The 23,529-nt window shown below is 37.4% G+C and carries 25 protein-coding genes, 1 tRNA gene and 1 pseudogene; 19 read left to right on the forward strand and 8 right to left on the reverse strand.

The window, feature by feature from the left end; all coding sequences use genetic code 11:
* Positions 1–19: 19 nt before the first annotated feature.
* The 8 genes from IV86_RS07575 to IV86_RS07605 all read left to right on the forward strand — a co-directional run bounded on the left by IV86_RS07575 (position 20) and on the right by IV86_RS07605 (position 7,289).
* Positions 20–895, forward strand: a complete 876-nt coding sequence (locus IV86_RS07575) for a beta-1,6-N-acetylglucosaminyltransferase (RefSeq protein ID WP_056979507.1) — start codon at positions 20–22, stop codon at positions 893–895.
* A 7-nt stretch (positions 896–902) separates the two neighbouring features.
* Complete coding sequence (locus IV86_RS07580; protein ID WP_056979520.1) at positions 903–1,781, forward strand: glycosyltransferase family 2 protein; 879 nt, start codon at positions 903–905, stop codon at positions 1,779–1,781.
* An 11-nt stretch (positions 1,782–1,792) separates the two neighbouring features.
* Positions 1,793–2,707 (forward strand): GT-D fold domain-containing glycosyltransferase, encoded by a 915-nt coding sequence (locus IV86_RS07585; RefSeq protein ID WP_056979508.1) that lies wholly within the window; start codon positions 1,793–1,795, stop codon positions 2,705–2,707.
* 108 nt (positions 2,708–2,815) lie between these two features.
* Positions 2,816–3,352, forward strand: a complete 537-nt coding sequence (locus IV86_RS07590; RefSeq protein WP_056979509.1) for a LicD family protein — start codon at positions 2,816–2,818, stop codon at positions 3,350–3,352.
* A 14-nt stretch (positions 3,353–3,366) separates the two neighbouring features.
* Complete coding sequence (locus IV86_RS08920; RefSeq protein ID WP_269780362.1) at positions 3,367–3,513, forward strand: LicD family protein; 147 nt, start codon at positions 3,367–3,369, stop codon at positions 3,511–3,513.
* A 75-nt stretch (positions 3,514–3,588) separates the two neighbouring features.
* Positions 3,589–4,734, forward strand: a complete 1,146-nt coding sequence (locus tag IV86_RS07595) for a hypothetical protein (RefSeq protein WP_056979510.1) — start codon at positions 3,589–3,591, stop codon at positions 4,732–4,734.
* 11 nt (positions 4,735–4,745) lie between these two features.
* Positions 4,746–5,867: a UDP-galactopyranose mutase gene (glf, locus tag IV86_RS07600; protein ID WP_056979511.1), complete on the forward strand. Its 1,122-nt coding sequence runs from the start codon at positions 4,746–4,748 to the stop codon at positions 5,865–5,867.
* A 3-nt stretch (positions 5,868–5,870) separates the two neighbouring features.
* On the forward strand, positions 5,871–7,289 hold the full coding sequence (locus IV86_RS07605; RefSeq protein WP_056979512.1) for an oligosaccharide flippase family protein: 1,419 nt from the start codon (positions 5,871–5,873) through the stop codon (positions 7,287–7,289).
* Between the two features lie 72 nt (positions 7,290–7,361).
* Here the strand turns inward: IV86_RS07605 and IV86_RS08640 are convergent.
* The 4 genes and pseudogenes from IV86_RS08640 to IV86_RS07620 form a co-directional block, all read right to left on the reverse strand.
* A pseudogene (locus IV86_RS08640) lies at positions 7,362–7,531 on the reverse strand (DNA/RNA non-specific endonuclease); the annotation flags it as partial.
* A gap of 123 nt (positions 7,532–7,654) precedes the next feature.
* Complete coding sequence (locus tag IV86_RS07610; protein ID WP_036673118.1) at positions 7,655–8,176, reverse strand: VanZ family protein; 522 nt, start codon at positions 8,174–8,176, stop codon at positions 7,655–7,657.
* 34 nt (positions 8,177–8,210) lie between these two features.
* Positions 8,211–9,533: an APC family permease gene (locus IV86_RS07615; protein ID WP_056979513.1), complete on the reverse strand. Its 1,323-nt coding sequence runs from the start codon at positions 9,531–9,533 to the stop codon at positions 8,211–8,213.
* A gap of 109 nt (positions 9,534–9,642) precedes the next feature.
* A complete protein-coding gene (locus IV86_RS07620) occupies positions 9,643–10,521 on the reverse strand; it encodes a helix-turn-helix transcriptional regulator (RefSeq protein WP_056979514.1) in 879 nt (292 codons plus the stop codon).
* An 88-nt stretch (positions 10,522–10,609) separates the two neighbouring features.
* Here IV86_RS07620 and IV86_RS07625 point away from each other — a divergent pair, with 88 nt between their 5' ends.
* Entirely contained in the window at positions 10,610–11,251 is a 642-nt protein-coding gene (locus IV86_RS07625) for an FMN-dependent NADH-azoreductase (RefSeq protein WP_056979515.1), read from the forward strand.
* A 78-nt stretch (positions 11,252–11,329) separates the two neighbouring features.
* The gene (locus IV86_RS07630) at positions 11,330–12,103 is read left to right on the forward strand and encodes a GH25 family lysozyme (protein WP_056979516.1); all 774 of its coding nucleotides are present in this window, start codon (positions 11,330–11,332) and stop codon (positions 12,101–12,103) included.
* A 30-nt stretch (positions 12,104–12,133) separates the two neighbouring features.
* Here the strand turns inward: IV86_RS07630 and IV86_RS07635 are convergent, their stop codons facing one another.
* Positions 12,134–12,496 (reverse strand): DUF4828 domain-containing protein, encoded by a 363-nt coding sequence (locus IV86_RS07635; RefSeq protein WP_002833925.1) that lies wholly within the window; start codon positions 12,494–12,496, stop codon positions 12,134–12,136.
* A 175-nt stretch (positions 12,497–12,671) separates the two neighbouring features.
* Here IV86_RS07635 and IV86_RS07640 point away from each other — a divergent pair, with 175 nt between their 5' ends.
* The 5 genes from IV86_RS07640 to IV86_RS07660 all read left to right on the forward strand — a co-directional run bounded on the left by IV86_RS07640 (position 12,672) and on the right by IV86_RS07660 (position 16,939).
* Entirely contained in the window at positions 12,672–13,679 is a 1,008-nt protein-coding gene (locus IV86_RS07640) for a Gfo/Idh/MocA family protein (protein ID WP_056979517.1), read from the forward strand.
* Positions 13,680–13,685: 6 nt separating this feature from the next.
* A complete protein-coding gene (locus IV86_RS07645) occupies positions 13,686–15,002 on the forward strand; it encodes a DEAD/DEAH box helicase (RefSeq protein ID WP_002833922.1) in 1,317 nt (438 codons plus the stop codon).
* A gap of 92 nt (positions 15,003–15,094) precedes the next feature.
* On the forward strand, positions 15,095–16,123 hold the full coding sequence (locus IV86_RS07650; protein ID WP_011673176.1) for an LCP family glycopolymer transferase: 1,029 nt from the start codon (positions 15,095–15,097) through the stop codon (positions 16,121–16,123).
* Between the two features lie 22 nt (positions 16,124–16,145).
* Positions 16,146–16,385, forward strand: coding sequence for a hypothetical protein (locus IV86_RS07655; RefSeq protein ID WP_002833920.1), 240 nt, complete (start codon positions 16,146–16,148; stop codon positions 16,383–16,385).
* A 299-nt stretch (positions 16,386–16,684) separates the two neighbouring features.
* Entirely contained in the window at positions 16,685–16,939 is a 255-nt protein-coding gene (locus IV86_RS07660) for a helix-turn-helix domain-containing protein (RefSeq protein WP_029257834.1), read from the forward strand.
* Positions 16,940–17,202: 263 nt separating this feature from the next.
* Here IV86_RS07660 and IV86_RS07665 read toward each other — a convergent pair.
* Positions 17,203–17,276 (reverse strand) — tRNA-Arg (locus IV86_RS07665).
* A 238-nt stretch (positions 17,277–17,514) separates the two neighbouring features.
* On the opposite strand from IV86_RS07665, the gene IV86_RS07670 reads away from it, so the two are divergent.
* Entirely contained in the window at positions 17,515–18,492 is a 978-nt protein-coding gene (locus tag IV86_RS07670) for a GMP reductase (protein WP_002833918.1), read from the forward strand.
* A gap of 433 nt (positions 18,493–18,925) precedes the next feature.
* On the opposite strand, the gene IV86_RS07675 is transcribed toward IV86_RS07670, so the two are convergent.
* Positions 18,926–20,164 carry an aminopeptidase gene (locus IV86_RS07675; protein ID WP_002833917.1) on the reverse strand — a complete coding sequence of 413 codons (1,239 nt, stop codon included), beginning with the start codon at positions 20,162–20,164 and terminating at the stop codon, positions 18,926–18,928.
* Between the two features lie 93 nt (positions 20,165–20,257).
* Here IV86_RS07675 and wecB point away from each other — a divergent pair, with 93 nt between their 5' ends.
* Complete coding sequence (wecB, locus tag IV86_RS07680) at positions 20,258–21,370, forward strand: non-hydrolyzing UDP-N-acetylglucosamine 2-epimerase (protein WP_002833915.1); 1,113 nt, start codon at positions 20,258–20,260, stop codon at positions 21,368–21,370.
* A 101-nt stretch (positions 21,371–21,471) separates the two neighbouring features.
* On the opposite strand, the gene IV86_RS07685 is transcribed toward wecB, so the two are convergent.
* On the reverse strand, positions 21,472–21,927 hold the full coding sequence (locus IV86_RS07685; protein ID WP_002833914.1) for a flavodoxin: 456 nt from the start codon (positions 21,925–21,927) through the stop codon (positions 21,472–21,474).
* A 93-nt stretch (positions 21,928–22,020) separates the two neighbouring features.
* Between IV86_RS07685 and recX the strand changes: the two genes are divergently transcribed.
* Both recX and IV86_RS07695 read left to right on the forward strand, forming a co-directional pair.
* Positions 22,021–22,797: a recombination regulator RecX gene (gene recX, locus IV86_RS07690; protein WP_002833913.1), complete on the forward strand. Its 777-nt coding sequence runs from the start codon at positions 22,021–22,023 to the stop codon at positions 22,795–22,797.
* A gap of 102 nt (positions 22,798–22,899) precedes the next feature.
* Positions 22,900–23,454 (forward strand): DUF402 domain-containing protein, encoded by a 555-nt coding sequence (locus IV86_RS07695; protein ID WP_002833912.1) that lies wholly within the window; start codon positions 22,900–22,902, stop codon positions 23,452–23,454.
* Positions 23,455–23,529: the final 75 nt, after the last annotated feature.

The following is a 23,529-nucleotide window of genomic DNA, read 5'->3' on the forward strand; positions in this document are numbered from 1 at the left end:
AAAGGAAGTAGTTTCTATAATGATGCAAGCATTTTTAATAATGACTAGAGATATAAATAAAGAATTATTGAATTTAGTAGAAGCATTAGATAGTTTTAATCATACTATTTTCATACATGTAGACAAAAAATCTGGAGATATCGATTCTGAAACTATTAAAAATGTAGCAAAAAAATCTGATATAGTCTTTGTCCCACGTGTTAAGGTTACATGGGGGGGATTCTCTATCGTTCAGGCTGAGCTTTCTTTGATAAAGAATGCAAATGTTTATGGAAAATTTGATCATTTTCACTTGCTTTCGGGTGAAGACTTCCCGGTTAAGAATAATGAACAAATTGATGAATTTTTTGAAAAAAATAAAAATAAAAATTTTTTAGAAATTAGTGATAGAATACCTGAACAGAACAGAGATAGATTTAAATTAAGATACCAACAGTATCATTTTCTCCAAGATAGATTTATTGGACAAAAGCACAATATTTTTAAATATGTAGATTTTGCAAGTTGTTATATTCAAAGGTTTATAGGAATAAATAGAACAAGAAAAGTAAATATTCAGTCTGGAGCTCAATGGTTTAGTTTAAATCAAGAACTAATTGCTTATATTGTAGAGCATGAAAAATGGATAAATAAGCATTTTAAAAATACTTATTGTCCAGATGAAGCTTTCATTCAAACTTTAATAGCAGATACGCATTTTATGGATACTGTATCTGAAAAACAAAATCTCAGGTACGTAGATTTCTACTGGAAAGCAAAGCATAATTTTACACCTCGATTTATAACTGAGAAAGATTTGACTTTATTAAAAAATAAGAATTATTTTTTTGCTAGAAAATTCGATAAAAATATATCTAATTTATTTTTGAAAGAAATTACAAAAGGGAATGACTAGGACACTTATGACAAAAAAAATTGATGTGGTATTAGTTACATATAATAGACTTAGTTTGCTTAAGGAATGCTTAGAAGCTCTATTACAACAAGAAGGAATATCTAAAATTTTTATTATAAATAATAATAGTAATGATGGAACAGAGGAATATCTGTCTATGTTTGAAACGGATCCCAAGGTAAATGCGGAATCGCTCAAAGAAAATATAGGCGGTGCAGCTGGATTTGAATATGGAGTTAAGAAAGCAACACAGCAAGGATTTGGGGATTATGTTTGGATTATGGATGATGACACTATTCCGAATAAAAATGCGGCCATTAATTTACTTAGAGCAGCAGATTTGTTGAAAGATAAATTTGGCTTTTTATGTTCAAATGTTAGGTGGATTGATAATACACCATCGAATATTGCGCATGTTAATACAAACTGGCCTAGTAAAATTAACGAAGGTTTAATTCAAGTTGATGCAGCAACTTTTGTTTCCATATTAGTTCCAAAGGATAATATTAAAATTAAAGGATATCCTATAGGGAAAATGCAAATATGGGGTGACGATACAGAGTATACTACTAGATTATCTTCTTACAAAGAAAGTTATTTTGTAGCTGACAGTGTGGTAATCCATAAAACAGCTTACAATTTAGTGAAGGATTCATTAAAAAATATTGAAGCGAATCGAATCAGCAGATTTGAAGCAATGTTTAGAAATTTAATATATATCAAAAGAAAATTTGGAAGTAAAAAAGACGTCCTTAAAATGATAGTTGGAAATTTACTTAAAGGATTTGGAGCATTATCTGCAAAAAATCATAGATTGAAAAGATTAAAAGCTGCAGTGGTTGGTACAGTGAAAGGGTTGTTTTTTAACCCAGAAATTAAAAAATAAAGGGAGAAATAATGAAGAATTTTATTAAAAAAAATATTGTATTGATTTTATATCAAATTTTTCTATTAGAAACAAAGTTAAAAAATAAAAGAATTCATGTTAAAAACATTAAAGACTCAATAATTAATGTGAAGGAAAAAAAATTATCAGTTGGAAGATTTGGTGATGGGGAGTTTAAGTGGTTATACGGAAAAAGAGAAAATGATAATTTTGAAAAAAATTCTAAAAAAATACAGAATGATTTAAAAAGGGTTATTTCTTCTAGAAGAAATGATTTTAAAGTTTGTATTCCGGACATATTTGAAGGGCTTGATCAGTATAGGGAAAAGTCCAAGATATTTTGGGCAGGACAGTTGGTTAAGCATGGAAATCAATGGGTAAAAAAATTAGACTCTGATTATGAATATCTAGACTCGTTAATAACTAGGCCATATATGATTTATAGGGATAAAAATGAAAGCCGAAAATTATTTGACCTATTTAAGAGTATTTGGAAGCAACGTAATATTTTAATAATTGAGGGCCGGGAAACAAGATTTGGTATTGGGGACGATTTATTATCTAATGCAAAGTCAGTATCTAGGATTATATGTCCATCCAAAAACGCTTTCGAGAAGTATGAACATATTTTAAACATAACTAGTGAGTACGTAAAAAGTAATAGGTCTAAAGATTTATTAGTTTTAGCATCGCTTGGTCCAACGGCAACTATTTTAGCACATGATCTTAGTTTGAAAGAGAGTGTTCAGGTAATCGATATAGGGCACCTAGACATCGAGTATTATTGGTCACTGATTGGAGCTAGAGACAAAGTTAAAGTTCCCTATAAGTATGTAAATGAAGTAAAAAATGGGGATAAGGTAGAGAAATTACCAGTAGAGTATGAAAAAAAATATTTAAGCCAAGTTGTCAATGTAATAGAATAATTAAGTGAAAGTAATGGTTAAAATGGAAAAGAAAGATATAAAAAAGGTTGAGCTGGACATTCTTATAGAGATAAAGAGGATATGTGATTTTTATAATATTGAATTTTTTTGATAGGCGGTAGTTTGCTGGGAGCTATTCGGCATAAAGGATTCATACCGTGGGACGATGATATTGACATTGGAATGACTAGAGAAAACTACGAAAAATTTATACAAGTAAGTTCTAAAGAATTTACAGGTAAGATAAAAGTTCAAAACTATTACTCTGATAATACTTATCCATTAAGTTTTTTAAAGGTATTAAACACAGCATATAAAGTTAAAGAGAATAGAAGCAGAAATAAAGACAGCTTAAATGGTATTTTTGTCGATGTTTTTCCATTTGATCGTATGCCAAAATCGACTATAAGACGAAAAATACAAATTTTTAGATTCAAATTTTTAAATTCTTATATAGAATATGAACTCGGATGGCGTAGTAAGAACTTTAAAAATGAGATGATTTCATTTTTGATAAATATCTTTTCTAATAAGAAAATAACCTTCTTCGTTAAGAAACGCGATAAAATAATGCGAGAGTATAATAAACAAAAAAATTTGATTATTATAATATACCCTCGCAGTACGGTCCTGAAAAAGAAGTAATAAAAGAAAAAGAAATGAACAAAATGAAACAAATTACATTTGAAAATATTAAGTTAAACATTCCTGAAGCATATGACAAAATCTTAACAAGACAGTATGGAAATTACATGATTCCTCCCAAGCCAGAAGAAAGAAATGCCAAGCATCTTAATTTAAAATAGTAAATCGAGTCAAAAATAAGGAGCAGTTAATTTTTAGTTCGTTATAATATATATCTATGTTAAGGTGGGCCACTTATGGTAAATAACACAAGTAAAAATGAAAAAAGTATAAATTTTGATAATTTTTTTATTGTTTTATACGAATTGATAGTACTAACCGGAATCCTACAGGTATCAATGTTTAGATATTCCGTAAGTACTAGTTTTTTATCGAAAATCCAGCTAGGTATAGCTAGTATATTATTTTTAATAGCTTTACTAAAAAAACATACACTTTATGAATATATTCTGGGTGGAGGTTTTGTTGCGATAGCTATAATAAATTTTTTGCATACAGGGTATTATACATACGTGCTTTTGGGTTTAATAATGTTTAGCATGAAGGAAGTTAATGTAAAAAAATTACTCTTTGCGACATTATTTACTATTCTTATTGGAATAACAATAATATTTAGTTTATCTGAGATTGGTAAACTACCTAATCTTGTTTATTATAGAGCCGGTATTGCAAGACAGTCATTTGGAATGATATATCCCCTTAGTATGTCTACCTATGTATTTTTTATATCAGTATGTATCACACTTCTTTTTAGGAAAAAAAAAATAATCACAGTTACCATTTTACTAATTTTAGGTTATCTATCATACATTGCTACGGGTTCTAGAAATGATGCAATAACAATTATATTACTAGCAATAATCGTTGTTTGGGATTCATGGTTAGAAAAAATTAGTTTGTTGGAGACTAATTTTTTATCTATAATAATTATTATGTTAGCTGTATTAGTTAATTTTGTAACTGAATTGGTACCTTATGGCACTAGACTTTATGATATTTTAAATGCCTTATTAAGTGGTCGTATGAATTTACAAGATACTTTACTAAATAGTTATGGTGTGAATTTATTTGGTCATTATATTATAGAAAATGGTAATGGTGGGTATGAAGGGCAAGAAAGAATTTTAAAATATTTCTATATCGATAATTCTTATGCTAGGTTACTTTTCTTAGGTGGTTTATTATTATTTATAATGGTGATGGTTATATTTTTTTGGAGAATCTCTACTTTATCAAGAGAAGGATTTGTAGTAGTTGCTTTAGTTTTTGCAGTGGTTTGTATTAATGGATTCACTCAAGAATCATTACAAAGCCCAGTAACTAATATCTTGGTACCTCTTCTATTAAAGAAAACTGCAGATTTTAAATATTTAAAGAGATGAAAGGATACACTATGCAAGAATATCTAGTAGTAGGATCAGGACTTTTTGGTTCAGTATTTGCTCACGAAGCAGCAAAACGAGGACACAAGGTTAAAGTGATTGAAAAGCGCGACCACGTCGCAGGAAATATTTACACTAAAGAAGTTGAAGGTATTCAAGTCCATCAATATGGGGCACATATCTTCCATACCAGCATGAAAAATGTATGGGATTATGTGAATCAATTTGCTGAATTTAATAACTACATTAATACTGTAGTCGCCAATTATAATGGTGAAATCTACAGTATGCCATTTAATATGTACACATTTAATAAACTTTGGGGTGTAATTACACCGGATGAAGCTAAGGCTAAAATTGAGGAACAAAAGAAGAGCGTTAAGCTTGATGGCAAACCAGCTAACTTAGAAGAACAAGCAATTTCTTTAGTTGGTCCCGATGTTTATCAAAAATTAGTTAAAGGTTATACAGAAAAACAATGGGGACAAGCTGCAACTGATTTACCTTCATTCATTATCCGTCGTTTACCAGTACGTTTTACATACGACAATAACTACTTCAACGACCCATACCAAGGCATTCCAGTAGGTGGATATACCCAAATCATTGAAAAGATGTTAGACCACGAACTAATCGAAGTTGAGATTGGTGTTGATTTCTTTGATCATAAAGAAGAATATATTAATTCTGGAGCAAAGATTATTTTTACGGGTATGATTGATCAGTTCTTTGATTATGAATTAGGTGAACTTGAATATCGTAGTCTCCGCTTTGAAACTGAAGTAAAAGATGTTGATGATTATCAAGGAAATGCTGTAATTAACTATACAGACGCTGACACACCATATACACGTGTTATTGAACATAAACATTTTGAATTTGGTAAAGGTAATAAGAATAAGACTGTAGTCACTCACGAATATCCAAAAACTTGGAAACGTGGAGATGAACCATACTATCCAATTAACAACAAGCGTAATAAAGAACTCTATACAAAGTATGTCAAATTAGCTCAAGCTAAAGCACCAAGTGTATTATTCGGTGGTCGTTTAGGTCAATATCGTTACTACAACATGGATCAAACGATTATGGCAGCTTTACAAACCGTTGAACATGAATTTGAGGGAAAATAGATTATGCAAGTCGTTAAGAATTATCTTTATAATGCTTCCTATCAAGTATTTGTATTATTAATTCCGTTAATTACAACACCATATTTGGCTCGAGTATTGGGACCAACTGGAGTGGGAATTAATGCATATACAAATTCTATTATCCAATATTTTATTCTCTTTGGAAGTATTGGAGTAAATTTGTATGGAAATCGGCAGATTGCATTTGTCAGAGATAATAAAGATAAGATGACGAAAACGTTCTACGAAATATTTTTGATGCGGATTATGACCATTGTATTGGCGTACGCCGCATTTTTAATATTTTTGATGACGACTGGTAGTTATCATGTTTATTATCTTGCACAATCTGTTTCAATTATTGCGGCAGCATTTGATATCTCATGGTTTTTTATGGGGGTTGAAAATTTTGGCGTAACTGTTTTACGGAACTTTGTAGTTAAAATTGTTACTTTGATTAGTATATTTACTTTTGTAAAATCCCTTGATGATTTGAACATTTATATCATGATTTTGTCTCTGTCATTGCTAATTGGTAATATGACACTCTTTCCTAACTTAAAACGCTACATTGGTAAGGCTAAATTCAAAAACTTAAGAATTTGGCAACACTTAAAGCCATCCATGGTTTTGTTTGTACCTCAAATTGCTACTCAAATTTACTTAGTAGTAAATAAAACAATGTTAGGATCAATGACGTCAGTTCAATCGGCAGGGTATTTTGATCAATCAGATAAGATGATTAAGATGATTTTGGCAGTTGTGACAGCAACAGGAACGGTAATGCTGCCACATGTGGCTAATGCTTTTATGAAAGGCGAAGTCGAAAAAACTAAACAGTTTCTGTACAACAGTTTTTCCTTTGTTACGGCATTATCAGTACCAATGATGTTTGGGATTGCTGCGGTTGCAAGAAAATTTGTTCCATTATTCTTTACGGACAAATTTTTGGCCGTAACACCATTGATGATGATTGAATCAGTAGTTATATTATTGATTGCTTGGAGTAATGCTTTAGGTACACAATATTTATTGCCAACTAATCAAAATGGAGCGTTTACGAGGTCAGTTGTCTTTGGCGCAGTTGTTAACATTATTGTTAATATTCCATTTATTATGTTTTGGGGAGTTTTAGGAGCAACGATGTCGACAGTACTTTCAGAACTAGCTGTTACGGGTTATCAACTTTATGTATTAAGACACCAAATTAGTTATCGTAGTTTATTTAAGGATACTGAGAAATATTTATTAGCAGGAATTATAATGTTTTTAGTAATTTTTGTTTTAGATGGTAAATTGGTTAATAATTGGACAACGTTAATTATCGAAGTATTCATTGGGATTGCAATTTATGCATTCTTATTGATAATAACGAAAGCTAAAATTATAGAAGATGCTAAATCAATATTGAAAAGTAAATAAAAAACACTTAAATTTCCATTGCGGGAAATTAAGTGTTTTTTATTTTAACTTGCTAGTTCCATTCAAATAGTTTTACTTAATATCATCTTGAACATTAAATTTAATAGAATTATCTCCAACTGACTGAGTTTCCATTTGAATCCTTGAGCTAAAAGATTGTTACCTTTAAAGATTGGAGTAACACGGTATCTTATATAGTGATTTTTATCTTGTTTCAGGTAATAAGCGATATCCCTTTCATGCGGGTAAGTATATTTTATCACCGTCTTAGCTTTGATCTTGACGGTTGGATTATTACAGAGGATTAGAATCACTTTTGTATATAAAAAAACTAGTGAAAAGGAATTTTCCTCTCCACTAGTTTTTTAATTTTTATCTTGCATTAATGGTTTAACAAACGCTGAAAAGAGAATGTAACCAGCAATGACTCCGCAAGCATTAGTGATGACATCAGTGATATCAACGGTTCTTTGAATGTTGATCAACACGTCGAGTACTAACTGCATCCCTTCATTGAACAAGCCGGTCATTCCAGCCGCTATCACTACGAGGAACCAATTCAGATGTTTATGGAAAAGGATTCCTAGATAAACTCCTGCTGGAATCGTCATCACGATGTTCATGAATGAACCCATCGAACGTAAGGCTGACGGAATATAAATGATTTTAGCATGATGCCAATAGAAGTAGCGCACATCATAGTAGTAAGGGTCGATGAAATATTGTCCTGGTGTAAATAATAGCCATGCCACACATACTAGATAAATTGCTAGACTTCCATATACAATTGCTCTTTTAACACTTGGACGTCGCTCAAATGCCACTAAACAACCAATCACGATCAACAGGGAGAGACCGAGAAACGGTAGATATTTAATTACGAACATAAGTAGTCTCCTCCTTAAAGATTTACCATCTATCTTATGATGATTTGCGCTTGGTTACAAGGTAAACTGGAATTCCTAATAAAGTTATAACTATTCCGGTCGTGGCCAGTATCGGTTGGTCGATAATCGTCGTGACTAAGACGAAAATTCCACCCAGAATGGCAACCACTGGTAAAAATGGATAGAGGGGGACTTTATATGGTCGCACTAAATCTGGTTGCGTGCGACGTAGCTTAATGACCGCATAGAAAATCAAAACGTTAAAGATCCACATGACAAAGATTAACATGTCGGTCAACAGGTCAAAGGAACCGACAATCATCATTAGTCCAGCGATTACTAATTGGACGATTCCAGCCACGTAAGGGACCGCTGTGCGTGATAATTTACTTAGATGATTACTCATTGGCAGAGAATCTTCTTTAGCCATGGCGTAGGGGATGCGCATTCCGGTCATCGTATAACCATTCAAAGCTCCATAAACGGAGATTAAGATTCCAATGGTCACTAGTTTTCCACCGACGTTACCAAAGAGCTGTCCAGCAGCGGTAGAAGCTGCATTTAGATTGCCCGCTAAATCGCTGATTGGGAGGGTCTTCAAAAAGACCAGGTTAATGCCAAGATAGACGACCATGATGCCAGTTAGTCCCAAACCAATCGCAAGGGGCAAGTCTCGTTTAGGATTCTTCATTTCTCCAGCAATTGCGCCAATTCCTAACCAACCATCATAGGCAAAAAGGGTTGATAACAATCCGCCACTAAAACCGGTTAAAGTTTGAGAAGTCGTAAAATGTTCCGGAATCAAGCTAAGATGGACATTGCTTGGAGCAAAAAGTCCAAAGGCAATAATCACTACAATCGGAATTAACTTGGCAATCAAGGCCACCGATTGGAGACGTGCACCGTGCTTGGTACCTAGTAAATTAATTCCCGTAATTGAGGCGCCACAGATGACCGCAATTGGTAAGATTAGTCCAGCTTTCAAATGAAAGAGGTTCGTAAATTGCGTTCCAAAAATAATGGAAAGGGCAGCAATGTTAGCGGGGAAGTAAATTAAGGTCTGCGCCCAACCTAATAGAAAACCAGTTAGTTTCCCATAAGTGACTTCAAGGTATTTAATGGCGCCCCCGGTAACCGGAATCGCCGAAGCTAATTCGGCACTGGTCAGTCCGGCACAAATCGTTAGTAGACCACCAGCTAGCCAAGCTAACAGGCTTAGTCCCGCGGATTGCGTGCTAGCCGTTACACTAGAAACCTTGAAAAAGACTCCCGCTCCAATCACCGTCCCCATCACGGTCGAAAAGGCTGCAAAGAGCCCGATGTTCTTTTGCAGGTGGGTATGTTCGTTTTTATTCATAAATTCTTTCCTCTATATGCTTTAAGACTTATTTTACTATTATAAATAATTTTGCTCAGGAGTGGTAATTATCTAACAAATAAATCACCTTTCTAGCTGAAAGGTGGATTTAATATTTAGCTAACATGGCTTGTAGTCGCTTTAAGTAGCTGGTCTTAAGCTGTTCGGGTGCTTCAATCGTCAGGTGTTTACCAAAGGAAACTAGGTAGTGGGTCATATAGTCCAATTCAGCTCGATTGTAGCCACCTACGATGTAAGGCACATCGTCAATCATTTCTAAGTGCATGTTGGGGTAACTATGTTTTAAGAAAAGCTCTTTACCAAAGGGCGTTAACCGGCATTTGAATGGAATGTTATGGTAGGTGCTTTCATACTGGTCCTGTAAAGCTTTGAGTTCTGCCAGCGTTAAGGTAGGGGTCTTAGTCGGATTTATCTTTAAATCATGCATATAATCACACCGGTAAGTGCCCCAGCGCTGGGTGTCCGGATTATACGCACTCGTAAACCAAATTCCATTACGATAGAAGAGTTCGTAGATTTGGAGCTGAATGTGGACGTCTTCGTATTGGGTGTAGTGAATTTGGATAACCTGTTCTTCTAAGATGGCATTCAGAATGATTTCAAGGTTGGAAATATCCTGCTGATTTTCTGGAGACATTGTCGCAAATAGTTTTTGTTGAATCCGAGCATAAGATTCGTCAAAAGGAGTGACAGAAAGTACTCGCAAAGCCTTTAAGGCAAAGAAGATGGCTTGGACTTCCTTCTTATTAAAATAAATTGGGATGAGGTTGGATTGATTCAATAAGCGGTAACCTCCGTTGCGTCCCGGTTCGGTATAGTAGGCTAAGCCCATTGCTTCTAATTCTTGAATATCGCGTAAGGCCGTCCGTTTAGATATGTCAAACTCAGCGATAAGGTCCTTTAGTTGAAAGGAATACTTGTCTCTGAGAAAGATTAATTCTTGGTTTAAACGTTCTGATTTTTTCAATTGCTAATCTCCTATTTAAAAGGTGCCATGTTTTGGCGCCTTTTTATTATATACTCGGTTTAACGAAGTGAAAAGGGAGATTTTAAAGATGAAAACATTGATTATTAACACCCATCCAGATTTTACTAACGAGGAACATTACTCCATTAAGCTCCAAAAGATATTTATGGAGAAATTTCAAGAACGTTTTCCCGCTGACCAACTAACACTTTTAAACCTTTATGATATCGAGGTCCCTCGCATTGAAAAAGGCCAACTTATGGATGTTTGGCAAAAACAAATCGCAGGAGAACCACTATCAGCTACTGAACAAGCAGTTGCCGATCAATCAGCGCACTTACTGGCTCAATTCAAGGAACATCACCGGATTGTGATTGTGGCACCGCTCCATAACTTTAACGTCACGTCCCGCATGAAAGACTACATGGATAATATTATGATTGCCCGGGAAACCTTTAAATACACCGAAGACGGATCTGTGGGATTGATGACCGATGATTATCGGGTGCTCTTGCTTCAAGCTAGCGGCTCTATCTATACGAACCACGATCGCTATACACCTTTGGAATTTTCTCATTTCTATCTCCAAAAAATGTTTGAAGAAATTATGGGCTTTGATCAATTTTCAATTGTGCGGGCCCAAGGAACGTCCGTCATTACTCCTCAAGCCGTTTGGGCGAATGTCCCAGTTGATATGCAAAAAGCTTTTGATCAATTCTACGCTAACTAACTAGTAGTAGGCTACCGAGTTAAACCGATTCGAATATTGGATTAGATTAGAGTACAATATTCAAAAAGGAGGTAGCCCATGGAGCGTAAAAGACATGCTAAGTATCGGCCTAAATTTAATATGCGATTTGTCCATCACCGTCGACGAATAATTTTAGGAGCTTTTCTGCTCGTGGTGCTACTAGCCACGGCTGGCGTCTGGGTAGTTAAAAACCAACAACGCGGGGCACGGTTGGCGCTAGCGCCGTATCCCGTTCATGGCTGTGTGATTGATCAGGAAAATGGCATTATCGATTTTAATTCCTTACAAAAGCAGCACATTTCATTTGTGTATCTCAATGCCACGACCGGGGCGACTTACTTTGATGATAGTTTCAATACAAATTATAGTCGGATTCAATCGACTGATCTTAAGGTTGGTATTGTGCATAACTTTAGTTTCCAAAAGCGTCCCAAAGCCCAACTGCGTTTTATTAGTCAAAAGGTCAAGAGTAATACGGGACAGCTGCCCGTAGTGATTCGAGTGAGTTACTATGGGGATTATAATGCTAAGCGGGTTGATTGGAAAAAGGCGGGTCCCGATTTAGCTGACTTGGTTAAATTGCTAGCTAATTACTATGGACAGGCGGTTGTGATTAAGACGACGCCGGTCATCAAACGACAGCTAGATCCTACTTACATTAAACAAAGTAAGTTTTGGCTAGAAGAACCCCAGATTAAAAAACACAATCGGCGGGTTCAATTTGTCGAATACGATGCGGAACAAAAATTTAAAAATGATCATAGTGATTTGGAACTTCCCGTCTCCTATTTTAATGGTTCACAAAAGACTTGGAATGAACAGACTAACTAAAAAGAGTTGTGGGTAACCGAACGGGGTTACTCACAACTCTTTATTTTTTTTAGATTCAATAATGGCATAGGTTTCATTATTCGCTTCGTCATAAATGCTGATGGGACGATAATCATTCGCTTTAATTATTAAATGATAGCCAAAACGGTCGATAAAGGTAATTCCATAATCATCTAGAGCTTCCACGACGGTCTTGAGCAATTTGCCATCCAAATAGACATCATAGTTAGGACGGATGTCTAATTCATGCTCCCGATTAGTAGTTTGATCGTGATACAACCATGTCCCAGCAAAAAAAAATGGACTCACACCTTTAGGATCCTTAGCCGGTTTTTTTGAATCAAGTCCAATGAATGAAAATAGTTCACCGAACGCATTTTTTTGCCAGTTCATCGCTTCAACTCCCTCTCTCAATCTTCCGTTTAAATATACCATTAATTAAACCGGGGAAGTAGCGAAAAGACTCTGTTTTTAGGAGTTGTTAATAAAATGAATTAAAGTGAAATAATTCCGTAATACTGTAGTTTTAAGGTAAAATAGAAGTATGAAATTAAAAGGAGGAACTACCATGATTAAATTTGGAATTATTGGTACTAATTGGATTACACAACAATACGTTGACGCTGCTCACGCTACCAACGAATGGAAGCTAGTTGGGGTATATTCACGGACCATTGAAAAAGCAAAATCATTTGGTGAAAAGAATGGTGCTACTAAGTTCTACGATCAGATTGAAGACTTAGCTAACGACCCCGAAATTGATGCCGTTTACATTGCTTCGCCAAACAGTTTGCATTTTCAACAAGCCCAACAAGTCTTGGCAGCGGACAAAGCTGCGGTAGTAGAAAAGCCAATCGTCGCTAATCCAACGGAATGGGAAGAACTCTATCAAACTCTAGAAGCCCATCCAAAAGCTCGTTTATTTGAAGCGGCTCGGCACTTACATGAACCTAATTTCCAAGCCATTCAAAAACAAGTCGGCGAGTTGGAATTAATCCAAGGGGCTACGTTAACCTATGCTAAATATTCCAGCCGTTATGATAGCTACCTCGCTGGCAACGAACCAAACATTTTCTCATTGAAATTTGCTGGTGGAGCTCTCCAAGACTTAGGTGTTTACCTTGCGTACGATGCAGTAGCTTGGTTTGGGATGCCGGAAGAAGTGGCTTACTTCGCCCAAAAGTTGCGGACAGGAGCTGATGGTAAGGGCGTTGCCATCCTACGCTATCCCGAATTTGATGTAACTTTAAATATTGGGAAGAACGTTAATTCAGAACTTGCGTCTGAAATTTATGGCGTTAAGGACAGTATCGTCATGGATAATGCGGCCGAGCTCAATCAAGTTGAATATATTGACGCTCAAGGTCAACGAACGGTGATTAGTGAAACACCAGATGACAATCCAATGATTGCAGAAGCACGGGACTTTGCGCGCATTATTAATGATCGGGAAAATGAAAAAAACGCCACCGATTATCAAAATTGGCTAGAAATAAGTCGAAATGTAAATAAACTACTATATAATCTCCGTCAAAATGGTAAGATATATTTTACCAATGAAAAAGAAGAGGACTAAACATTAATGAATGATTTATTTAAAAAGCATTTTAACGAAAAGGGTTTTGCAGAACCGACTTTGATTCAACAAAAAGTCGCTGAACCCCTTCGAAATGGGGAATCGGTGCTCGGACTATCACCCACTGGTTCGGGAAAGACCCTCGCATTTGCCTTGCCGTTGATGGAAAAAATCACGCCTGGCGATGGAACTCAATTATTAGTACTATCTCCATCACAAGAACTTGCCATTCAGACGACGGATGTTTTCCGCGAATGGGCAGCTTTGATTGGACTTCGGGTCACTTCGATTACAGGGGGTGCCAACGTCCAACGTCAAATCGAACGCTTGAAGAAGAAACCAGAAATCGTGGTCGGTACTCCTGGTCGAGTTTTAACGTTGATCAATGAACGTCGCTTAAAAGTGAGTGAAATTCAAAGCTTGGTCATTGATGAAGCCGATGAACTTCTAACCGGTGAAAACCTTGAAGGAACCCGCCAAATTGAAGATCAACTCCTAGCTGATGTGCAATTAAGTTTCTTCTCCGCTACTAACGACCTAGCGCTAGATGATTTGGAAGCTTGGTTTGATGTGCATCCACAAGTGGTAGACGTCCGTGCTGAAGACAACACTCGCGGTCACGTTCAACATGGTTGGATTGAAGTGCCTGAAAAGATGAAAGCGCGTATTTTAAAACAACTTAGTCGAGTTAAAAACTTCCAAGGTCTGGTCTTTTTTAACCACGTTTCGACGATGGAAAAGACAGCGGCTTTATTGAAGCATGAAGGCGTAGATGTCGGTAAAATTGCGGGACATCAAGTCCAAATTGATCGTGCAGCAGCCATGCGACGTTTTAAGAAAAAAGAATTGTCACTATTAATGGTAACTGATGTAGCGGCTCGAGGCTTAGACATCGATCGTTTACCAGCGGTGATTAATTACGATATTCCTCACAACGCTACTACCTATACGCATCGCGTGGGGCGGACTGGTCGGATGGGGCAAGATGGGTATGTCATCAGTCTGGGAAATGATCATGATATTCGGGACTTACGAAAGATGACAAAGGAATTGGGAATTGAGGCTGAAAAATTAGCCATCCAAAACCGGAAAATCATTTTGGCTAGTGAATACGTTGAAGCACCTAAAACACCATCAATCAAGGCTACTTTAACCAAAAAATCAGCTCCTGAACAAAAATCACAAGCTGGAGCTGAGGCTCCTAAAAACTCTAAAGCAAAGAGTCAAAAGCAATTTGATAACCCTCCGGCAACCCCCAAGAAGAAGGGTAAAAAGAAACATTCTAAGCGTAAAGGAATGCGACGCGTTAAGAAAGAGTTATAAATTTATTGAATTTTGGTTAATTATATTTTTTATAGTTAAAAAAAGGCCTAAATAGTGTAATATAGTCACTGTTGAAAGGTGGGTATATTTTTATGCGTAGAGAACATACAAAAAAATCGCATACTGTGCGAAACACGATTTTAATCGTTCTAGCAGTTATTTTACTTGGAGGAGGGGTCTACGGTTTTCGGAAGTATCAAAATGTGAAGAATGCCGTGGATAACACCTATAGTAGTGCAGGAATTAAAAAACAACGTAATACAAATAGTTTGTTAAATGGTAAGAAGCCCATTTCGATTTTATTAATGGGAACTGACACGGGGGCTTTAGGTCGTTCATATAAGGGACGGACGGATAGTATGATGGTGGTAACCATTAATCCGAAGACTAAAAAGACCACGATTACTAGTATTCCGCGTGATTTAGGTGTTACTATCCCAGGTTATGAATCGAAGTCACCTTCTAAGATCAATGCTGCTTACGCCTTTGGTCAAGCTGGAACGGCGATTAAAACTGTCCAACAAGTGTTCAACGTTCCGATTGATTTCTATGTTTTAGTTAACATGGGTGGTATGGAAAAAGTTGTTGACGAAGCTGGTGGAGTAGATATCACGCCAACTTTGAGCTTTACGTATGATGGATATACCTTTACTAAAGGGGTTAAAACCCATATGAACGGGAAGAAAGCCTTGGCTTATTCAAGAATGCGCTACGATGATCCTCAAAATGACTATGGACGTCAGACTAGACAACGGGCAGTGTTAACTGCTATCATCAGCAAGAGCAGTTCTGTATCAAGCTTATTAAACAAAGATTTTATAGATTCAATTTCTAATGAAACTAAGACCGACTTTACCTTTAACGATCTAGTCGACTTGGCTAAAAACTATCGTTCATCGACCGGTAGCATTGAAGAAACCCATGCTCAAGGGGATGGGCAGATGGTTAATGGTCAATCCATGGAAATTGTTTCAAACACCGAATTACAACGGGTAACTAACTTTATTCGCAATGGATTAAGTTTAGAACACGAAAAGACGGGCACCGCAGCCCTGTCTGCAAGCAGTGCTAACACTAGTGATAGTAGTGTGGAAGCAGCTAATATCAATGCAGGAAATTAAGGAAAACTAAGGAGATAGAATCATGGCAGCAGAGTCAGAAGCAGTAAAAGAAGAAAAAAAACCATTTGATGTTGGTGACGAAGTTACCGTAGCAAAGACCGATTTGCTACCAACTGGTTTCGAAGGAACCGTGGGTAAAGTTTATGAAAACTCAATTTTAATTGAAATTGATCCGAACAGCGTTTCTAATCCACGCTCGGAGGAGTTGCATGATCTTCACGGACGGGTAGTCGTTCGAATGAGTGAAGCTAAGAAAAAATAGGGTTAGGAAAACTCTAAAATTTGGCGTAACTTAACCGCCAATTTTAGAGTTTTTTGTTAAGATGTATTATTTTTGTAAGCAAAAAAGGGTTGTTTATGATAAAATACATGAAGTTAGATTGTGTACAATAAAAATACTACATTAAAGACGTATAAGGAATTATCTGTACATTATTAAGTTTATCTAAACTTAATGATGTATGAGGCTTTTGATAAGTATTTTATAGTTGCTTTTGCTATTATAAATATTGTAAGCATATCCAACGGTATATTGTAATATTATTGATAGAGAAAAGGGGAATGACAATGTCAAAAAAGATTGATCTTAACTCTGATGAACTGATTGGCAGTCGCGAAGCTAGCTTGATGTGGGGCAAGCAAAAGGATTATGTTCGCACAATTTATAACAAATATCCAAAGCGCTTTCCGGAAGGCACTATCCGTAAGTTCGGTAAGCAGTTAGTTGTAACTCGTGATGGTATGGAAAAAGTCACAGGAGTTAAATACGAAGAACTAAAAGAAGAAGACATCAACAAAGCTAAAGAAAACAAATAATTTTTTGACTTAGAGTACAGGTAGCTGGATTAGACTTCTAATTTAGAGGTCGACGCCGACTACATCGATAGAAATTAGGAAATTCTTTTTTACAGTCCTAACCGAAAAGCCATTTGATCCAATGTTGTTGGGCTAGATGGCTTTTTAGTTTAATTTGATATGAAAAAATCACCCAATCTAATTAAGATTGGGTGATTTTTTTGTTTTGGTTCGCATATGATTAACGAATCCCAGTATTATCAACACTTCTGTCTGTATTCAAATGTCCCCGGCGAGAATCGAACTCGCAACCTATCGCTTAGGAGGCGATTGCTCTATCCAGTTGAGCCACGGAGACTTAACTAGTTTATTTTCGCACGATTTTTTAACGATGTAAAGCAGTGGATGAGCCTTTTTATAACGTTTTATGGGTTATCTTTCGTTAAAATTGAATTGATACGGTCTTTTTAGGACTTTGGTTGTGCTGATACAAAGAAGAAAACGAACATTAAATGCTTGTTTTATATTTAAAGTTAGTGTATATTATTTCGTGGTAACAAAAGTACACCAAATTTATGCACTTCGAGGGGACAAAAATGAAAGTATTTGACTATGAAGACATCCAATTAATTCCAGCAAAATGTATCGTCCGTAGTAGAACCGAATGTGATCCTACAGTGGTCTTGGGAGAACATCGTTTTAAACTACCCGTGGTTCCAGCTAATATGCAAACTATCATCAATGAAGAGATTGCTGAAAAGTTAGCTGAGGATGGATACTTCTACATTATGCATCGTTTTGAACCTGAAAGAAGAATGGACTTTGTTAAAAAGATGAAAGACAAAGGCTTGATCAGTTCAATTAGTGTTGGGGTTAAAGACGATGAATATGCACTAATTGATCAACTTGCTGAAGAAAATCTTACTCCCGATTACATTACCATCGACGTGGCTCATGGTCATGCTCAAAGTGTAATCGACATGATCCACTACATTAAAGAAAAATTACCAGCTGCCTTCGTGATTGCAGGAAACGTTGGAACACCAGAAGGAGTCCGTGAACTGGAAAATGCTGGTGCCGATGCAACTAAAGTCGGAATTGGACCTGGTAAAGTATGTATTACTAAAATTAAGACCGGTTTTGGAACTGGTGGTTGGCAATTATCAGCTCTCCGTTGGTGTGCCAAAGTGGCTCGTAAACCATTAATCGCTGATGGAGGAATCCGAACTCATGGTGATATTGCTAAATCAATTCGGTTTGGTGCAACTATGGTGATGATTGGTTCATTATTTGCCGGACATATCGAATCACCAGGTGAAACTAAGGTGGAAGATGGCGTGAAGTATAAAGAATACTTCGGTAGTGCTTCGCAATACCAAAAGGGTGAAGCTAAAAACGTTGAAGGTAAGAAGATTTGGATCCATCAACGTGGACATTTACGTGATACACTCCAAGCAATGCGTGAAGATCTCCAATCATCGATTTCCTATGCGGGTGGTAGAGATTTGGAAGCCATCCGTAAGGTCGATTATGTGATTGTGAAGAATTCGATTTTTAATGGTGATGTATTGTAAAAAAGAGTGTGGATGAAACCGGACTGACCTTGAGGATTAACATGATATCGACATAAATCTGGGTTAGGGATTTGTGTCGATATTAGGTTAACCGGAGAGGTTAGGTTTCAGGAACAGGTTTCAAATAAAAAAAGAGTGTGAGCGAAACCGGGTTGGCTTTGAGGATTAACATGATGGAGATATAAATCCGGGCTATGGATTTGTGTCTGCATTAGGTTAACCGGAGAAGGCAGGTTTCGGGAACAGGTTTCAGAAAAAAGAGTGTGGATGAAACCAACCCGGTTTTGCTCACACATCTCCAACACCAAAATCTAAAAAAATAACTCAACTTAAGCGCAAATCTGAACTAAAGGTTTGCGCTTATACTGGGTTAACCAGAAAAAAAGGCATCAATCGCAATTTGCGACCGATGCCTTTTTTTAATTAATTATTATTATTTAGCCCAGTTACCATTTCGGAAAACCGGAACGATGCTACCGTCGGGTTTAATTCCATCAATGTGCATTTGATCCGAGCCAACCATGAAATCAACGTGGGTCTGACTGATATTCATGCCATGACGTTGTAATTCATCTGGAGTCATCGAACTTCCGTTTTCGATGGTAAATGGATAAGCTTCTCCCAACGCCATGTGGTCAGAAGCATTTTCATCAAAAAGGGTGTTGAAGAAAATTGTATTTGATTGTGAGATTGGTGAATCATCGGGAACCAAAGAGATTTCACCGAGTGATTTCGCACCATCGTCGGTTTGGAGGAGGTGTAAGAGTACTTCTTCACCACGATCAGCGGCAGCTTTAATTACCTTACCCCGTTCAAAAGTGAGGTGAATTCCCTCAATAATCGTGCCTCCATAGCTTAGCGGTTTCGTCGAAGTGACGGTACCGTCGATGTGGAGATTATCTGGGGCAGTGAAAACTTCTTCTGTAGGAATATTAGCGACGAAGGTGTTCCCAGCTGCATCCTTTGCATCAGCGGCGACCCAGATATGACCTTTAGGTAAACCTACAGTAAGATCGGTTCCAGGGGCCTGGTAATGCAAGGCAGCGAAAGCTTGTTGATTAAGCCAATCCGCATGGTGAGCAAGGTCCGCAATTTTATTTTGCCAAGCTGCAACCGGGTCCGCTTGATCGACCAGCGTGGTTTTGAAGATGGCTTGCCATAAAGCTTGGACGGCCTCAGCGCCCTTTAATTTTGGAAAGACCAATTCAGCCCACTTAGGATCAGCGGCGGCCACCACCAGCCAGCTAATATCGTTGTTAGTAGTGACTTGCATGATTGGGCGCTTAGCTAAACCTTGGGCAGCTTGATAAGCAGCGATGCGTTTACTAGGAACCTCGGCGAGGGCATTAGGGTCATCACTAATCAAACTGATGCGCGACACGCGTTGGTCAGCTAAGAATTGCCATTTATCTTTTTCGTAATCAAAAACTTGACCAATCCGTGCTTCAGACGCATGCATTAAGAATTGGCGAGTAGTTTCAATATCGCTCCATTCTAAAATTACGTCTGCGACTCCTAAAGCATAGGCTTCGGCGGTAATCAGGTTGGCTAGATGTTTTTGCGTTACGGAAGCATATAGGATAATCGTTTGTCCTTCTTGAACATTCACACCAACACGGGTGATTAATTGGGCATACTTCTTTAAATTTTTTTCAAGTTCGCTGTCATTCATACTGGGAAAACCTCCTTATTTTTTTACTATCCTAGCATATTTTATGCAGGAATGCTGATATAATATTCTTAGAAGTTGAAGGGTGGCTATAAAATGAAGCAGATTAAAGTAATGAGTATCTTTGGCACACGACCAGAAGCCATTAAGATGGCACCAGTGGTCAAAGCCATGAAAAACGACGACCGGTTTGAACCCATCACGGTGGTGACTGGTCAGCACCGTGAAATGCTCGACCAAGTTTTACAAATTTTCCAGATTAAACCAGATTATGATTTGAACATCATGGAAAAGGGTCAAACTTTGAGTAGCATTACAAGTAAGGTCTTATCCGGCATGGACGAAATTTTAAATCACGATCGCCCGGATTTAATTTTGGTACATGGAGACACGACGACAACTTTCTCAGCAGGCTTGAGTGCTTTTTATCACCAAATCCCTGTTGGACACGTGGAGGCTGGTTTACGAACTTGGAATAAGTATTCCCCATTTCCAGAAGAAATGAACCGCCAAATGACTGATGTGCTAACAGATCTTTATTTTGCTCCAACCACAACCAGTGAAGCGAACTTGCTTCAGGAAAATCATCCACAAAAACAAATTTTTGTGACTGGTAATACGGCGATTGATGCCTTACATGATACGGTCCAAAAAGATTACCAAAATGAGGTTCTTGATGAAATCAAGGCCGAACATCGGATTATCTTAGTTACCATGCATCGCCGTGAAAACCAAGGCGCTCCGATGCAACGAGTGTTTAAAGCCATCCGCCAAGTGGTCGACGAAACTCCTGATGTGGAAGTGATTTTCCCTGTCCATCTCAACCCTAAGGTTCAACAGATGGCAGAAGAGGAATTGGGCAATGACGCTCGAATTAAATTAATTGCTCCTTTAGATGTACTGGACTTCCATAACATTGCTGCTCGGAGTTATTTGATTATGACTGATTCCGGTGGAGTCCAAGAAGAAGCCCCATCCCTCGGCAAACCAGTCCTCGTGCTCCGCGATACGACAGAACGTCCCGAAGGGGTTGCTGCCGGAACTTTGAAGTTAGTCGGTACCGATCCAATAGAGGTTAAAAAACAAATGACCTTGTTGTTGAATGATGCGGAGGCTTACAACCAAATGGCTCAAGCTAAGAATCCGTATGGAGACGGGACAGCGTCGAAACAAATTCTAGACGCCATTGCTAAATGGCAAAATCAGTAATCATTGTATTAGTTTTCGATATAATAAAGGAGCTGTGACTAAGCTACGATAACTTGTCGGTTATCTAGCAGCTGTCACAGCTCCCTTTATATTATTAATAGCTATTGGGCGTTAAATTTATCCACTAGGCTACTTGCAAAATTATCCAAACGGTCTAAATCTTCTTGGGACTCAGGGGCAAGGTTAATTTTAAGATTTTCCGCACCTTGAATGGCGTGGGCTTTAGTCATGGCTTCACTGAACTTATCGACCGCTAAGCAATAATATTCAGCGTAAAAGGTATCTCCAGAACCAGCTACTCCAAAGACTTTATCAGAAAGGTCAAGTTCAGCGAGGTCATCAAAGAAATCCATTCCTTCTTCTGGTAGAGCTCCTTCATCGTAGGTGTAAGGAACAATGACGTTAATGTCATAATCTTTTAGTTCGGCAGCATCCGTTTGTGAAATTTCAGTTTCATCGACTTCAACGCCGAGGTCTTCTAGGGCTTCGGTGATGATGTCGGCGCAATCTTCATTGTTACCAGTGATAGTGGCAAAAACTACTTTAGCAGTGGGCATATTTAAGTAACCTTCTTTCCAATTAATTCTTATCAAAGTATAGCAAAAAAGGAGCTGATTAACATTAATTCAGCAGAAACTAAAAAAATTACCATGATTACCGCCCAGAAAAAGGCTGGTCGCTACAATGTTTTTCTTAATGGTGAATATGCGTTTCCCATTAGTGAAGAAACCTTTATCCATTTTCGTTTAAGTAAAGGGATGGAAATTACGGGCGCGCTCTTAGAAGAGATTGGTGAATATGAGACGAGTGCGGAAGCCTACAATAAGGCTTTAAATTTCTTAACGGGTCAATTGCGGACACAAGATGAGGTGGCTAAGAAACTCTTCAAGCTGGATTTCCCAGAAGAGGTTGTTGGTCCTGTGTTAGCTAAGCTGACTGATTTGAACTTGCTGGATGATGCCGAATATGCCAAGAGTTACGTTCGGACGATGATGAAGACGGGGGACAAGGGACCGCGTTATCTAATCAACCATTTGCGTCAAAAAGGGGTTTACGAGAATGACATCCAAACGGGCCTTGCTCTTTTCACTGCCGAAGACCAAGTGGAGCTGGCGGTCCAAGTCGGCAGCAAAATTCAAAAACGCCAAAGTAATTCCGCCCTTAAACAACAGAAACTCAAAGTTCGACAGACTTTGATGAATAAGGGCTTTAATTCGGCTACGATTGATTTAGCACTCCAGAAAATCGAATTTAAGGTTGACGAGGAGGCCGAATATGAAAAGTTAGTTAAGTTGGGTGAACGTTTAGTTCGAAAACATGCGGGTCTCCCTGCCTATAGTAAAAAAGCCAAAATCAAGCAGGCTTTGTACAACAAAGGCTTTGAAATTGACTTGATTGAACGGTTCATGCGTGAAAACGAGTTATAGAATTCTGTAGGAAAGCTTAAAGCATGGTGCAAATCTAAGGCTGGTTTTGTTATAATTGAAGAGAAATTCAAAGCTTTCAGCTGTAGAAAGTGGGCTTAGGCTATGTCTCAGTACTCAGAAAGACCAAAAGAGGGCGAGTATATTGCGATAAAAAGCTATAAGCATGATGGGAGTTTGCATCGGACTTGGCGTGAGACCATGGTCCTGAAAAACAACGAAGATGAGTTTATTGGATGTAATGACCATACGGTGGTCATTGAAGATGATGGTCGTCGTTGGGTGACCAGGGAGCCTGCGCTAGTGTATTTTAATAAACATACGTGGTTCAATGTGGTGGCGATGATTCGAGACAGTGGGGTTTCGTATTATTGTAATATTGCGTCGCCGTTTGTGTTGGATCGCGAAGCCTTAAAATATGTCGATTATGATTTGGACGTAAAGGTTTTTCCAAATGGCGAACGGCGCCTACTTGATATGGACGAATTTGAACAATTCAGTAAAAAATGGCGCTATCCTCAGGATACAATCAAAATTTTATTGGATAGCGTTCGCGAATTAACGGGTTGGATTGATGAAAAACGTGGGCCATTTTCGGTCGAGTTTATTAATATTTGGTACAAACGTTATCTAAATATAGCGGAGCGAAATACTCGATAAAAAAAGGAGGTGTGCATAACACTTCCTTTTTGTGTAAAAAATACTAAAATTAGAATGACGATATCATGCGAGGAG

It is taken from the genome of Pediococcus pentosaceus, assembly GCF_001437285.1.
In the GTDB taxonomy this organism is placed as follows: Bacteria; Bacillota; Bacilli; order Lactobacillales; family Lactobacillaceae; genus Pediococcus; species Pediococcus pentosaceus.

Excerpts from the sequence above, each read along its gene's own strand:
- recX (WP_002833913.1), top strand. The coding sequence starts at position 22,021 with ATGATTACCGCCCAGAAAAAGGCTGGTCGCTACAATGTTTTTCTTAAT.
- IV86_RS08920 (WP_269780362.1), top strand. The coding sequence starts at position 3,367 with ATGAACAAAATGAAACAAATTACATTTGAAAATATTAAGTTAAACATT.
- IV86_RS07660 (WP_029257834.1), top strand. The coding sequence starts at position 16,685 with ATGACAATGTCAAAAAAGATTGATCTTAACTCTGATGAACTGATTGGC.
- IV86_RS07635 (WP_002833925.1), bottom strand. The coding sequence starts at position 12,496 with ATGAACTGGCAAAAAAATGCGTTCGGTGAACTATTTTCATTCATTGGA.
- IV86_RS07695 (WP_002833912.1), top strand. The coding sequence starts at position 22,900 with ATGTCTCAGTACTCAGAAAGACCAAAAGAGGGCGAGTATATTGCGATA.
- IV86_RS07605 (WP_056979512.1), top strand. The coding sequence starts at position 5,871 with ATGCAAGTCGTTAAGAATTATCTTTATAATGCTTCCTATCAAGTATTT.
- IV86_RS07670 (WP_002833918.1), top strand. The coding sequence starts at position 17,515 with ATGAAAGTATTTGACTATGAAGACATCCAATTAATTCCAGCAAAATGT.
- IV86_RS07580 (WP_056979520.1), top strand. The coding sequence starts at position 903 with ATGACAAAAAAAATTGATGTGGTATTAGTTACATATAATAGACTTAGT.
- IV86_RS07645 (WP_002833922.1), top strand. The coding sequence starts at position 13,686 with ATGAATGATTTATTTAAAAAGCATTTTAACGAAAAGGGTTTTGCAGAA.
- IV86_RS07615 (WP_056979513.1), bottom strand. The coding sequence starts at position 9,533 with ATGAATAAAAACGAACATACCCACCTGCAAAAGAACATCGGGCTCTTT.
- IV86_RS07675 (WP_002833917.1), bottom strand. The coding sequence starts at position 20,164 with ATGAATGACAGCGAACTTGAAAAAAATTTAAAGAAGTATGCCCAATTA.
- IV86_RS07630 (WP_056979516.1), top strand. The coding sequence starts at position 11,330 with ATGGAGCGTAAAAGACATGCTAAGTATCGGCCTAAATTTAATATGCGA.
- wecB (WP_002833915.1), top strand. The coding sequence starts at position 20,258 with ATGAAGCAGATTAAAGTAATGAGTATCTTTGGCACACGACCAGAAGCC.
- IV86_RS07625 (WP_056979515.1), top strand. The coding sequence starts at position 10,610 with ATGAAAACATTGATTATTAACACCCATCCAGATTTTACTAACGAGGAA.
- IV86_RS07655 (WP_002833920.1), top strand. The coding sequence starts at position 16,146 with ATGGCAGCAGAGTCAGAAGCAGTAAAAGAAGAAAAAAAACCATTTGAT.
- IV86_RS07640 (WP_056979517.1), top strand. The coding sequence starts at position 12,672 with ATGATTAAATTTGGAATTATTGGTACTAATTGGATTACACAACAATAC.
- IV86_RS07685 (WP_002833914.1), bottom strand. The coding sequence starts at position 21,927 with ATGCCCACTGCTAAAGTAGTTTTTGCCACTATCACTGGTAACAATGAA.
- IV86_RS07650 (WP_011673176.1), top strand. The coding sequence starts at position 15,095 with ATGCGTAGAGAACATACAAAAAAATCGCATACTGTGCGAAACACGATT.
- IV86_RS07595 (WP_056979510.1), top strand. The coding sequence starts at position 3,589 with ATGGTAAATAACACAAGTAAAAATGAAAAAAGTATAAATTTTGATAAT.
- glf (WP_056979511.1), top strand. The coding sequence starts at position 4,746 with ATGCAAGAATATCTAGTAGTAGGATCAGGACTTTTTGGTTCAGTATTT.
- IV86_RS07575 (WP_056979507.1), top strand. The coding sequence starts at position 20 with ATGATGCAAGCATTTTTAATAATGACTAGAGATATAAATAAAGAATTA.
- IV86_RS07585 (WP_056979508.1), top strand. The coding sequence starts at position 1,793 with ATGAAGAATTTTATTAAAAAAAATATTGTATTGATTTTATATCAAATT.
- IV86_RS07610 (WP_036673118.1), bottom strand. The coding sequence starts at position 8,176 with ATGTTCGTAATTAAATATCTACCGTTTCTCGGTCTCTCCCTGTTGATC.